The organism is Sphingomonas sp. 66-10 (assembly GCF_001897045.1).
Taxonomy (GTDB): domain Bacteria; phylum Pseudomonadota; class Alphaproteobacteria; order Sphingomonadales; family Sphingomonadaceae; genus Sphingomonas; species Sphingomonas lycopersici.
In genome coordinates this window covers 13,649-26,087 of sequence record NZ_MKRR01000031.1, presented here as the reverse complement: position 1 = coordinate 26,087, position 12,439 = coordinate 13,649, and the positions used below count along the sequence as shown (strand labels likewise).

At 68.3% G+C, this 12,439-nt stretch carries 14 protein-coding genes and 1 pseudogene; 11 read left to right on the top strand and 4 right to left on the bottom strand.

Translation table 11 applies throughout. The features are described from left to right. The 11 genes and pseudogenes from BGN95_RS04050 to BGN95_RS04000 form a co-directional block, all read left to right on the top strand. Positions 1 to 181: pseudogene (locus BGN95_RS04050) on the top strand (nitronate monooxygenase); the annotation flags it as partial. Next, a complete protein-coding gene (locus BGN95_RS04045) occupies positions 181 to 930 on the top strand; it encodes an enoyl-CoA hydratase family protein (RefSeq protein WP_265313160.1) in 750 nt (249 codons plus the stop codon). The pseudogene BGN95_RS04050 and the gene BGN95_RS04045, both read left to right, overlap by 1 nt. After that, positions 930 to 2,090: an acyl-CoA dehydrogenase family protein gene (locus BGN95_RS04040; protein ID WP_265313159.1), complete on the top strand. Its 1,161-nt coding sequence runs from the start codon at positions 930 to 932 to the stop codon at positions 2,088 to 2,090. Before BGN95_RS04045 ends, BGN95_RS04040 begins: the two co-directional genes overlap by 1 nt. After that, positions 2,090 to 3,061: an acyl-CoA dehydrogenase family protein gene (locus BGN95_RS04035; protein WP_286771687.1), complete on the top strand. Its 972-nt coding sequence runs from the start codon at positions 2,090 to 2,092 to the stop codon at positions 3,059 to 3,061. The genes BGN95_RS04040 and BGN95_RS04035 overlap by 1 nt, the downstream gene beginning before the upstream one ends. Continuing rightward, a complete protein-coding gene (locus tag BGN95_RS04030) occupies positions 3,054 to 4,205 on the top strand; it encodes an acetyl-CoA C-acetyltransferase (RefSeq protein WP_179511091.1) in 1,152 nt (383 codons plus the stop codon). The genes BGN95_RS04035 and BGN95_RS04030 overlap by 8 nt, the downstream gene beginning before the upstream one ends. Next, positions 4,205 to 5,122 (top strand): SDR family oxidoreductase, encoded by a 918-nt coding sequence (locus BGN95_RS04025; RefSeq protein WP_286771686.1) that lies wholly within the window; start codon positions 4,205 to 4,207, stop codon positions 5,120 to 5,122. Before BGN95_RS04030 ends, BGN95_RS04025 begins: the two co-directional genes overlap by 1 nt. Then, positions 5,119 to 5,898 carry an SDR family oxidoreductase gene (locus BGN95_RS04020; RefSeq protein ID WP_265268621.1) on the top strand — a complete coding sequence of 260 codons (780 nt, stop codon included), beginning with the start codon at positions 5,119 to 5,121 and terminating at the stop codon, positions 5,896 to 5,898. Before BGN95_RS04025 ends, BGN95_RS04020 begins: the two co-directional genes overlap by 4 nt. Next, entirely contained in the window at positions 5,895 to 6,359 is a 465-nt protein-coding gene (locus tag BGN95_RS04015; RefSeq protein WP_286771685.1) for a MaoC family dehydratase, read from the top strand. The genes BGN95_RS04020 and BGN95_RS04015 overlap by 4 nt, the downstream gene beginning before the upstream one ends. Positions 6,360 to 6,366: 7 nt before the next feature. Continuing rightward, entirely contained in the window at positions 6,367 to 6,744 is a 378-nt protein-coding gene (locus BGN95_RS04010; RefSeq protein WP_179511095.1) for a nuclear transport factor 2 family protein, read from the top strand. Between the two features lie 3 nt (positions 6,745 to 6,747). Continuing rightward, positions 6,748 to 7,944: an acetyl-CoA C-acyltransferase gene (locus BGN95_RS04005; protein ID WP_286771684.1), complete on the top strand. Its 1,197-nt coding sequence runs from the start codon at positions 6,748 to 6,750 to the stop codon at positions 7,942 to 7,944. A 123-nt stretch (positions 7,945 to 8,067) separates the two neighbouring features. Then, a complete protein-coding gene (locus BGN95_RS04000; RefSeq protein WP_265268622.1) occupies positions 8,068 to 8,817 on the top strand; it encodes an SDR family NAD(P)-dependent oxidoreductase in 750 nt (249 codons plus the stop codon). A gap of 132 nt (positions 8,818 to 8,949) precedes the next feature. Here the strand turns inward: BGN95_RS04000 and BGN95_RS03995 are convergent, their stop codons facing one another. The 4 genes from BGN95_RS03995 to BGN95_RS03980 form a co-directional block, all read right to left on the bottom strand. Next, positions 8,950 to 9,306 (bottom strand): EthD domain-containing protein, encoded by a 357-nt coding sequence (locus tag BGN95_RS03995; protein ID WP_265313155.1) that lies wholly within the window; start codon positions 9,304 to 9,306, stop codon positions 8,950 to 8,952. Then, positions 9,303 to 10,424 carry a Gfo/Idh/MocA family protein gene (locus BGN95_RS03990; protein ID WP_286771683.1) on the bottom strand — a complete coding sequence of 374 codons (1,122 nt, stop codon included), beginning with the start codon at positions 10,422 to 10,424 and terminating at the stop codon, positions 9,303 to 9,305. The genes BGN95_RS03995 and BGN95_RS03990 overlap by 4 nt, the downstream gene beginning before the upstream one ends. Positions 10,425 to 10,429: 5 nt before the next feature. Beyond that, on the bottom strand, positions 10,430 to 11,287 hold the full coding sequence (locus BGN95_RS03985) for a sugar phosphate isomerase/epimerase family protein (protein WP_286771682.1): 858 nt from the start codon (positions 11,285 to 11,287) through the stop codon (positions 10,430 to 10,432). After that, positions 11,284 to 12,439, bottom strand: a 1,156-nt coding sequence (locus BGN95_RS03980) for an FAD-binding protein (protein ID WP_286771681.1), incomplete at its 5' end; no start/stop codon positions are given. The genes BGN95_RS03980 and BGN95_RS03985, both read right to left, overlap by 4 nt.

Genomic DNA, 12,439 nt, shown 5'->3' with positions numbered 1-12,439 from the left:
CTTGATCCAGAAAGCGGTGGTCGACGGCGATATCGAGCATGGCGTGATGGCCACCGGGCTCGTCGCCGGGCGGATCACTTCCTTGCCGACCTGTGCCGAACTTCTCGCCGATATCGAGCGCGAGGCGCGGGCGCGCATCGCCGCGCTGACCGCGACCGTCGCCAACGAAAGAGCCGCCTGATGCCGATCCGCACTTATGTCGCCGACAATATCGGCGAGGTCATCCTTGATCACCCGCCGGTCAACGCGCTCGACAGCGCGGGCTGGAACGAGCTGCCGGGCATCATCGAGACGCTTGGGCGCAACCCCGACGTGCGCTGCGTGCTGATCCGCGCCGAGGGCAAGGGTTTCTGCGGCGGGGTCGATATCAAGGAGATGCAGGCGCATCCCGAGCGGATCGTCGATCTCAACCGTGGCAATTACCGCACCTTCCGCGCGGTGCGGAACTGCGAGGTGCCGGTCGTCACCGCGGTGCATAATTTCGTGATCGGCGGCGGGATCGGCATCTGCGGCGCCTCCGACGTGGTGATCGCCGCCGAGGGCGCGTTCTTCTCGCTGCCCGAGGTCGATCGCGGCGCGATGGGCGGGGCGAGCCACCTCCAGCGCATGTTCTCGATCCAGAAGGTCCGCGCGGCCTTCTTTACCGGTGGGCGCATCCCGGCCGAGGAAGCCTATCGCATCGGCGCGATCGAGAAACTCGTGCCGCTCGACAAGCTGTACGAGGAAGCGCGCGCCTTCGCCGCGGTGATCGCGTCGAAGAGCCGTAAGGCTTTGGTGATCGCCAAGGAGGCGCTCAACGGCATCGAGCCGCGCGACGTCGATCACGGCTATCGCTTCGAACAGGGCTTCACGCTCGAAATGTACATGCACGAGGACAGCCAGAAATCGCGCGACGCCTTTGTCGAGAACAAGGGGGCGGCCAAGTTCTGATGGACCTCACCTACACCCCTGAACAACAAGCCTTCCGCGCCGAAGTCCGCGCGTGGATGGAGGCGCATGTCCCCAAGGAGCCGCTGCTGACGCTCGAAGGGCGTGCCGGGTTTGACGCGCATGTCGAATGGGAACGCACGCTCGCCGGCGGCAATTGGGGCATGGTCACCTGGCCCGAGGCTTATGGCGGGCGCGGGCTCGATCTCATCCGCTGGCTGATCTTCGAGGAAGAATATTATCGCGCCGGGGCGCCGCTGCGCGCCAATCAGAACGGCATCTTCCTGCTCGGCCCGACGGTGATGGAATTCGGCACCGACGAGCAGAAGGCGCGCTTCCTGACGCCGATGGCGAAGGGCGAGATCATGTGGGCGCAGGCCTGGTCCGAGCCCAATGCGGGATCGGACATGGCCGCGATCCGCTCGCGCGCGGTGCGTGACGGCGACGATTATGTCATCTCGGGGCAGAAGACCTGGTCGAGCCGCGCGGCCTTTGCCGATTGGTGCTTCGGGCTGTTCCGCACCGACCCGGAGTCGAGGCGCCACAAGGGGCTGAGCTTCATCCTCGTGCCCCTGGACGCGCCGGGGGTGACGATCCGCCCGATCCGCCAGCTCCACGGCGAGACGGGGTTTGCCGAAATCTTTTTCGACGAGGTCCGCGTCCCCGCCGCCAACCGCATCGCGGGCGAGGGCGAGGGGTGGAATGTCGCGATGGCCACCGCCGGGTTCGAGCGCGGGCTGATGCTGCGCAGCCCGGCGCGCTTTCAGGCGGCGGCGAAGCGGCTGGTCGATCTCTATCGCGCGCATCAGCGCGATGCCGCGCCGAGCGCGCGCGAGGCGGTGATCAAGGCGTGGGCCGAGGCGGAAGCCTATGCGCTCAACACCTATAAGGTCGCCTCGACCGTGATGGCCGGGGGCAAGATCGGCGCCGAGGCGAGCCTCAACAAGATCTTCTGGTCCGAGCTCGATCGCGCTTTGCATCGCACCGCGATGAGCCTGCTGGGCGCGGCGGCCGAGCTGAAAGAGGTCGGCGGGCGCGTCAATCAATGGCTGGAGGGCTATATCTTCTCGCTCTCCGGGCCGATCTACGCCGGATCGAACGAGATCCAGCGCAACATCATTGCCGAGCGGCTGCTCGGTCTGCCGCGGTTGGGGGCGGGCTGATGAACTTCGCGTTCACCGACGAACAGATCGAATTGCGCGACGGCGTTCGCGCCTATCTCGAAGGCACCCACGGCGCCGAGGTGTTGCGCCGGCTCGACACGGAGGGCGGGCGCGATCCCGTGATCTGGCGCGGGCTGGTCGAGATGGGGCTGACCGCGCTGATCGTCCCCGAGGCGCAGGGCGGGCTCGGGCTGGGGCTGATCGAAGCGGCGCTGGTCGCGGTCGAGCTGGGCCGCGCCGACGTGTCCGAGCCGGTCGCCGACAGCGCGTTGGTCGCGCCGCGACTGATCGCCGACGAGGCGCAGCTCGCGGCGATCGCCGCGGGCGAGCTCAAGGTCGCGCTGGCGCATCCGGTCAATCCATGGGTCGCCGATGCCGATCAGGCCGGATTGGTGCTCGGCGGCAGCGCGACCGGCGAGCGGCTGGAAAGCGCCGATCCGCTCCGCCGGCTGTTCGCGGTGGCGCGCGCGGAGGCCGATGCGCGGATGCTCGATCACGCCGCGCTGATCGCGGCGGCGCAGCTCGTCGGGGCGGGCGAGCGGATGCTGACGCTGGCGACCGATTACGCCAAGGATCGCGAGCAATTCGGTCAGGCGATCGGCGGGTTTCAGGCGATCAAGCATCACCTCGCGAGCGTCGCGGTGGCGCTGGAATTCGCCCGGCCGGCGCTGTGGCGCGCGGCCTATGCGCTGGAAAACGGGCATGAGCGCGCCGGGGTCCATGTCAGCCACGCCAAGCTCGCCGCGACCGACGCCGCGGTGCAGGCGGCGGAGACCGCGATCCAGGTCCACGGCGCGATGGGCTACACCTATGAAGTCGACCTCCATTACTGGATGAAGCGCGCCTGGGCGCTCGCCGGTGCGTGGGGCGACCGCGCCTTCCACCTCCGTCGCCTCGACGACGCCGTGATCGGCGGTGCGATGGCGATCGGCCCCGATCAGAGTTTCGAGACAGGAATGACACATGGCTGAAGCCTATATCGTCGACGCGGTGCGCACCCCGATCGGCCGCAAGAAGGGGACGCTTGCGGGGGTCCACCCCGCCGATCTCGGCGCACACCCGATCAAGGCGCTGATCGAGCGCACCGGCGTCGACCCCAAGGCGGTCGATGACGTCGTCTGGGGTTGCTGCGACACGATCGGGCCGCAGGCGGGCGATATCGGCCGCACTGCATGGCTCGCTGCAGGGCTGCCCGAGGAAGTACCGGGGGTGACGGTCGACCGCCAGTGCGGCTCCTCGCAGCAGGCGGTGCATTTCGCCGCGCAGGGGGTGATGAGCGGGACGCAGGATCTGGTCGTCGCCGGCGGCAGCCAGGCGATGAACGCGATCCCGATCTCGGCCGCGATGTTCGCCGGCCAGCCTTATGGCTTCGACAGCCCGTTCCTCGGTTCGGCCGGCTGGCTCGCGCGCTACGGCGACGAGGAAGTCAACCAGATCAAGTCGGCCGAGATGATCGCCGACAAATGGGGCATCGGCCGCGAAGCGATGGAGGCGTTCGCGGTCGAATCGCACGCCCGCGCGCAACGCGCGACCGAGGCCGGCTGGTTCAAGCGCGAAATCGCGCCGCTTGCCGGTCTGGAGGCGGACGAGACGATCCGCCCTGCGACGAGCCTTGAGGGCCTCGCCGCGCTCAAGCCGGTGCGTGAGGGCGGGGCGGTCACCGCCGGGGTCGCCAGCCAGAATTGCGACGGCGCCGCTGCGCTGCTGATCGCGAGCGAGGCGGCGGTGAAGGCGCATGGGCTCAAGCCCCGCGCGCGCATCCACCACCTCTCGGTCCGCGCCGCCAATCCAGTGTGGATGCTGACCGGCCCGATCCCCGCGACCCAGCACGCGTTGGCCAAGGCGGGCATGTCGATCGCCGATATCGATCTGTTCGAATGCAACGAGGCGTTCGCATCGATCCCGATGGCGTGGATGAAGGAACTCGGCGTGCCGCACGAGAAGGTCAACGTGCAGGGCGGGGCGATCGCGCTCGGCCACCCGATCGGCGCCACCGGCGCGCGGCTGATGACCACCCTGCTCAACGCGCTCGAGCGCACCGGCGGCCGCTACGGCCTCCAGACGATGTGCGAGGGCGGCGGGCAGGCCAATGTGACGATTATCGAGAGGCTGTAATGGGAATTTGCGAAGGACGGGTGGTCATCGTCACCGGGGCGGGCAACGGCCTCGGCCGGGCCTATGCGCTCGGGCTGGCGGCGGAGGGCGCGAAGGTCGTGGTCAACGATCTCGGCGTCGGGACGCACGGCGAGAGCGGCGAGACCAAGGGCGCGGCCGAACGCGTCGTCGACGAGATCCGCGGCGCGGGGGGCGAGGCGGTCGCCAACACTGACGACGTCGCGGATTGGGATGCCGGCAAGCGCATCGTCCAGACCGCGCTCGACGCGTTCGGGACGTTGCATGCGGTGGTCAACAACGCCGGCTTCGTGCGCGATCGCATGTTCGTTTCCTGCACCCCGGAGGAATGGGATGCGGTGACGCGGGTCCATCTGCGCGGACATTTCTGCACCAGCCGCCACGCGGTAGACTTCTGGCGCGCGCGGCAGAAGGCGGGCGAGGCGATCGATGCGCGGATCATCAACACCACCTCCGGCGCCGGCTTGCAGGGCAGCATCGGGCAGAGCGCTTATTCCGCCGCCAAGGCCGGGATCGCCGCGCTGACCCTGATCCAGGCCGCCGAGCTCGGGCGGTATGGCATCACCGCCAATGCGCTCGCGCCCAATGCGCGCACCCGCATGACGATGACCGCCTTCGCCGACACGATGACCTCGATGCAGGAAGCCGCCTTCGATCCTTATGCGCCCGAAAATACCGCGCCCTTGGTCGCGTGGCTGGCGAGCGAGCAGTCGCAGGCGGTGACGGGGCAGGTGTTCGAGCCGTTCGGCGGCACGATCCGCCTCGCCGAAGGCTGGACCGACGGCCCGACGTCGGCCAATGTCGGCCGCGCGCTGCGCGCCGATGAGGTGGGCGCGGTCGTCGGCGATCTGGTCGCGCGGCGCAACCCGGCCAAGCCGGTCTATGGAACCGGCGCATGATCCTCCCGGTCTATCCCACCCCGCGCGGGCTGCTCACCGGCAAGACCGTCGTCGTCACCGCCGCCGCCGGCACCGGCATCGGCTATTCGGTCGCCAAGCGCGCCGCCGAGGAGGGCGCGAAGCTGCTGATCAGCGACTATCACGAGCGCCGGCTCGGCGAGGCCGCCGACCGCATCGCCGCGGAAACCGGCACCCCGCGCCCCGCGACGATATTGTGCGACGTGACGGTCGAGGCCGATGTCCAGCGGCTGCGCGATGCGGCGCATGACACGCTCGGGCATGTCGACGTGCTGATCAACAACGCCGGCTTGGGTGGCGAAGTGCCGATCGTCGACATGACCGACGATCAATGGTCGCGCGTGCTCGACGTGACCTTGACCAGCGTGATGCGGATGACCCGCGCCTTCCTGCCGGGCATGTATGCCCGCAAGTCGGGGGCGATGATCAACAACGCCTCGGTGCTCGGCTGGCGCGCGCAAAAGGGGCAGGCGCATTATGCCGCTGCCAAGGCGGGCGTGATGGCCTTCACGCGCTGCGCGGCGGTCGAGGCGGCGGAGCATAACGTGCGGGTCAACGCGGTCGCGCCGTCGATCGCGATGCACGCCTTTCTCGCCAAGGTGACGAGCGACGATCTGCTCGCCGAGCTGAGCGCGCGCGAGGCGTTCGGCCGTCCTGCCGAGGTGTGGGAAGTGGCCAACGTGATGATCTTCCTCGCCTCCGATCTGTCGAGCTATATGACCGGGGAGACCGTCTCGGTCTCCAGCCAGCGCGCATGAGCGGGCCGGCGGTCTTCGCGTCGCCGCGCGACCTGATCGGGCAGGAGGGGCGGCAGTTCGGCCCGACCGACTGGCTCCCAATCGAGCAGGACCGGATCGACGGCTTCGCCGACGTGACCGGCGATCATCAGTGGATCCACGTCGATACCGAGCGGGCGAAGCAGGGCCCGTTCGGCAAGACGATCGCGCACGGCTATCTGACGCTCAGCCTCGCCAATTATTTCCTGCCGCAGCTCGTCGAGGTGCGCGGCTTCGCGCATGCGGTGAATGTCGGTGCCGATCGGCTGCGTTTCCTCGCCCCGGTCCCGGTCGGCTCGCGCATTCGCGGGGTGGGCGAGCTGGTCAAGGTCGAGGAGGTGAAGGGCGCGGTCCAGTCGATCGTGCGCGTCACGATCGAGATCGAGGGCAGCGACAGGCCGGCCTGCGTCGTCGATACGATCAGCCGCTATTTCCCGGAGTAAGCACAAGATGTTGAGCCACGAAGACAAGGTGCGCGTCGTCGAGAGTTATATCGACGCCTTCGCCAATCAGAATCCCGAAGGCGTGGTCGCGCTGTTCGCCGAGGATGCGACGGTCGAGGATCCGATCGGTTCGCCGGCGCATCGCGGGCTGGAGGCGATCCGCACCTTCTACACCGCCTCGATGGCGACCGGCGCCAAGCTCAAGCTTGAAGGCCCGGTGCGCACCGCGAGCGATTATGCCGCTTTCGCTTTCTCGGTGACGCTCAACTACGGCGGCGAGAAGCGGGTCGACGTGATCGACACCTTCCGCTTCAACGAAGACGGCAAGGTGATCGAGATGCGCGCCTATTTCGGCCCGGCCAACATGCACGGATTTGAAGGATAAGACATGCGCGAAGCCGTTATCGTCTCCACCGCTCGCACCGGAATCGGCAAGGCCTATCGCGGCGCCTTCAACATGACCGAGGCGCCCGCGCTCGCCGGCCATGTCGCCAAGGCGGCGGTCGAGCGCGCCGGGATCGATCCCGCGCGGATCGATGACGTGATCATGGGGGTCGGCAACCAGTGGCTGACGCAGGCGGCCAACGTCGGCCGCCTGACCCCGCTGGTGGCAGGCATCCCCGAAAGCGTCGCGGGGATGACGCTCGATCGCAAATGCTCGTCGGGGCTCAACGCGATCGCGCTCGCCGCGCGCTCGATCATCGCGGGCGATAACGATGTCGTGCTGGCGGGCGGGGTCGAGAGCATCTCGATGACGATCACCAAGGATGCGCCGCGCTATCAGAACAAGTCGGCCAAGGCGGCCGATCCGACGATCTATATCCAGATGATCGAGACCGCCGAACTGGTCGCCGAGCGCTACAATGTCAGCCGCGAGGCGCAGGACCGGTTCAGCGCGGAGAGCCAGCAGCGCGCCGCCGCCGGGCAGGCCGCGGGCAAGTTCGCCGACGAGATCGTGCCGATCACGATCGAAAAGCAGCTCTACGAAAAGGACGGCAGCAAGGCCGGCACCGAGACGGTGACGCTCGACCGCGACGAGGGTGTGCGCGCGGGCACCACCTACGAGGCGCTCGCCGGGCTGAAGCCGGTGTGGAAGGACGGCGAGTTCGTCAAGGAAGGCAAGTTCGTCACCGCCGGTAACGCCAGCCAGCTGTCCGACGGCGCCTCGGCGCAGATCGTGATGGACCGCGCCACCGCCGAGCGCGAGGGGCTGCCGATCCTCGGCGTCTATCGCGGTTTCCAGGTTGCGGGTTGCCGGCCGGACGAAATGGGGATCGGCCCCGTGTTCGCGGTGCCGAAACTGCTCGAGCGCGCCGGGCTGACGGTCGACGATATCGGGCTGTGGGAACTGAACGAGGCGTTCGCCAGCCAGGCGCTCTATTGCCGCGACCAGCTCGGGATCGATCCCGACAAGATCAACGTCAACGGCGGCGCAATCGCGATCGGTCACCCGTTCGGGATGACCGGCAGCCGGTTGACGGGGCACGCGCTGATCGAGGGCAAGCGCCGCGGGGTGCGCTACGTCGTCGTATCGATGTGCGTCGCCGGCGGGATGGGCGCGGCTGGGCTGTTCGAGATTATCTGACAAGCATCCGTCATTCCCGCGGAGGCGGGAATCCATTCTGGCTGGCTTCGCGACTCTTGCCGTGACCTGCGCGAATGGATCCCCGCCTCCGCGGGAATGACGAACCTACAAAGGAGAGCGATGATGGCCGGCCTGTTCGAAGGGAAAACCGCGTTCGTCACCGGCGGCGGCAGCGGGATCGGCCGCGCCACCGCTTTGTCCTTCGCGGCGGAAGGCGCGAAGGTCGCGGTCGCCGATCTGCGCGGCGCCGATGCGGTCGCCGACGAGATCAACGCCGCGGGCGGCGAGGCCTTTGCGATCGCGCTCGACGTGACCGACGAGGCGGCGGTCAATGCCGCGGTCGATGCGGTGGTGGCGCGTTGGGGGCGGCTCGACTGCGCGTTCAACAATGCCGGCGTCACGCTCGAGATGCTCGATACGCCGTGGGGCGATGTCGGCGCCTATGACAAGACGATCGACATTAACCAGCGCGGCGTGCTGCTGTGCATGGCCGCCGAATTGCGTCACATGGCGCCGCGCAACAACGGCGCGATCGTCAACACCTCGTCGATCGCCGGCCTGTCGGGCGCGGGCGGTGCGGGTTATTGCGGCAGCAAGCACGCGGTGATCGGTCTCACCCGCTCCGCCGCGCTGCGCTTCGCCGCGGAGGGGGTGCGGGTCAACGCGGTGTGCCCCGGGGTGATCGAAACCCCGATGACCGCCCCGATCGCCGCCGACCCGCAGGGCCGCGCCGTGCTCGATCAGATGACCCCGATGGCGCGGATGGGCCGCGCGCAGGAGATCGCCGATGCGGTGATCTTCCTCTGCTCGGACAAAGCGAGCTTCATCACCGGCCACCCGCTCGCGGTGGACGGGGGGTATATGGCGCGGTGAATCGCTGAACCGACACCGTCATGCCGGGTCAAGCCCGGCATGACGGTAACTTATTGTATTAGCCGGAATACTTGGAGCCGGAGCCCAATTCCCGCCGATCGTCACTCGTGTGAACTTTGTGAACTTTGCCGTTCAGATCTCGCTGCGCCGTTCCTCGACTACGAACATCCGGGTCCTCGCGCGGTCGATGAAATTCTCCTCATCCGCCGCGAGCCGTGCTGCCGCTTCGGGCTGTGACACCGCCGCGATCGCCGCGTCGTAACTCGCGCGGTCGGCGTACCAGATCTCGGTGACGCTGTCGTAGTCGAACGGCGGCGTCTCGGCGAACGCGAACGCGCCTTCGGCCTCGGGATAATTGCGCCGGTAATCGACGATCCCCGGCATCAGCGAGCGAACCAGCGGTGCGTGGTTCGCCTCATAATAAGCGATGAACTCAGCCCGGCTGACCCCCGGCTTGGCCTTGAGCAGCGCGATCGTCTTGACCGTCATACCGCCTCCACATCGACCCAGCGTCGCTCGGCGGCCGAGCGGCGCACCGCGTCGAGCACCGCCTGTCCGGCGGCGGCGTCGCGGAAGTCGGCGGCGTGCTCGCGGCTGTCGACCGCGCGGCCCTCGATCCGCGCCTTCATCTCGCCGAACAGCCGGGTATAGGGCGCGACGTCGAAGCCCTGGCTGTGCCAACGATCCTGCTCGGTCTGCACCAATTCGCCGATCGGGAAGGGGGTAGGGGGCGGATTGACCAGATCGGCCGGCGTCTCGATCTGCCGCGCCTCGCCGCCCCGCGCGACCCACACCTGCTCAGGCTCGCCGAACGCATTGCCGCTCTGGATCCATGCGCCGCCTTCGCTGCCGACGACGCGGGTCGACATGACCAGCGGCCCCGGCATCGCCATCCCCGCGGCGATCAGCCCCTGTGCGCCGTTGGCGAGCTCGAACTGGAAGCTGTAGCAATCGTCGGCGGTCATCGTCGGCCGCCCCGGCGCGAGCTTTTGCAGCATTCCGCTTACCCGGCGGAATTTGCCCAAAGTGGTGCGCACCTGATCGATCATATGCGCGCCGAACGCGCCAAGGAACCCGCCGCCCTGCGCGGCATCCTCCCACCAGGGCGACAGCGGCTCGGTCGGGTCCTGCAACCCGGGCTGGAAATAGAAACGCTGGAAATGCTGCGGCTCGCCGATCATCCCGTCGTTCACCACCCGCGCGAGCAGCGCCTGCGCGGTATCGAAGCGGAATTCGGCGCCGAGCATATGCACGATGCCCGCCGCTTCCGCCGCCCGCAGCATCGCGCGCGCCTCGGCGAGATCCTTGGCGAAGGGCTTTTCGCACAGCACATGCCGCCCGGCGGCGATCGCCTCCATCACGATCGGAAAATGCGTGTGCGGCGGGGTGGCGACCGTCACCAGCCGGATCGACGCATCGGCAGCGAGCGCTTCGGCAAGGCTGGTCGCGACATGCGGGATGCCGAGCGGCGCGGCGCGCTCGGCGGTGCGCGCGCGATCGCGCCCGACGATCGCGCGGACCTCGATCCCCGCATCGCGCAACGCGCGGACATGCGTGAACAGCCCGAAGCCGGTGCCGACGACGACCGCGCCAAGAGTGTCCGTCATGCGTATCAGCCCCTTGCTTTGTGCAGCGTCGCGCGGGTGGTCTCGGCGCAGCGCCGCGCGGCTTCGTCGGCGGGGAGCGCCGACAGCGTATCGGAAAAGACCTCGATCGAGATCGGCGCCTTGCTGCCGATCGCGTCCAACGTGCGGATCATGCCCACGAGATCGAAAATGCCTTCGCCCGGCATCAGCCGGCCCTTGGTCATTTCGCGCAGCGGATCGGCGTCGGTCGGCGGCGGGCCGTCGTTGATCTGGACCCCGAACACGCGGTCGCCGGGGGTGCGCGCCAGTTCGTCGAGCGTCACATTGCCGCGGAACAGATGCCAGCTGTCGATCATCAGCCCGCCGTTGCCGCGGCCCGCGCGCCGGATGACCTCGCAGGTGTCGGCATAGGTCGCGATGCCCCCGCCGACGACATATTCGAGCTGGACGGTGAGCCCCAGATCGCGCGCCCGATCACAGATGTCGGCGAAGGCCTCGGCGGCTTGATCGATATCGACCGCGCCGTCGAACATGTCGATGACGGTGATCGACGAGGCGCCCGCCGCCACCGCCACCGCCAGATAACGCGGTGCATCCATCCCCTTGAGCAATTGCGCGAGCGACGCCGGCATCGTCGGGCCGGGCTCGCGCCCCGGCAGCCCGAGATAAATGCCCTCCACCTCGGTGACGACCAGCCCCTCGTCGGCGGCGCGCTCGCGCAGGTCTTCCGCGCTCACCCCGCTCGCGACCATCTGCTGATAATCCGCCCCCATCAGCGAGACCCCGGCGAACCCCGCCTCGCGCGCCGGGCGCAGCCGATCGAGCACCGGCACCGACATCATGCTGCCGGCGGAGAGGATCAGGTCGGTCGGGGCGAGCGTCACTGGTTGACCCGGGTCGCGTGGCGCGCGGCGAGCCAGCCGAAGGTCATCGCCGGGCCGAGCGTCGCGCCCGCGCCCGGATAGGTGCGGCCCATCGCCGCCGCCGATGCATTGCCGATCGCATAAAGCCCGTCGATCGGCCGCCCCTCGGTATCGAGCACCCGGGCATTGGCGTCGGTCGAGAGCCCGCCGTTGGTGCCGAGATCGCACGGATAGATCGGGATCGCGTAAAACGGCCCCTGTTCGATCGGCGCCAGCGTCGGATTGGGCGAGACCGAGGCGTCGCCGTAATGCCGGTCATAGGCCGAGACGCCGCGGTGGAAATCGGGGTCCTCGCCCTTCACCGCAAAGCCGTTGAAGCGCGCCACCGCAGCGGAGAAGGCCGCCGGATCGACCCCCATCTCGCGCGCCAGCCCCTCGATCGTGTCCGATTTCCTGAGGATCTTGCGCATCGCTGCGGGGATGCGTTTGTCGGCGCTCGGCTTCCCGGCCATCATCGGGCCGAGCATATATTTGCCGCGATACCGCGCATCGAACACGAACCAGCTCGGCACGGTCGGCCCCTCGGGGCTGTTGGCGCGATGCATTTCGCCGCCGGCGACGTGGTAAGACGCCGCCTCGTTCATGTAGCGCTTGCCCGCCTGGTTGACGATGATCGACGAGGGCAGGGCGCGCTCGACGAACATGATCCGCGCGCGATCCTCGCCTTCGAGCATGAAGCCGGGTCCCCACCACGCCGAATCGAGCAGATCGGTGCCCGCGCCGACCGCGGTGCCCGCCGCGAGGGCGTCGCCGGTGTTGGTCGGCACGCCCGCGCTCCAGTCGCCGGTTGGGCCGGGGAGATATTTCTGGCGCAGCGCGAGATTGTGATCGAACCCGCCGCTCGCCAGCACCACGCCCTTGCGCGCGCGCACCGTCACCTTCTGCCCGTCGCGCTCGACGATCGCGCCGGTGATGCGGCCGTTCTCGCGTAGCAGCTCGACCATTGGCGCGTTGAGCCACAAAGGCACGCCCTTCTGGTCGAGCGACAGCTTGAGCCGCCCGATCAGCGCATTGCCCCCGGTCAGCCGGCGCGAGCGCTTGGTCTTGAAGCGCCACGGAATGTCGAAAATGTAGCGCGTCATCAGCTTGAACAGCAAAGACTTGGCGCCGGGG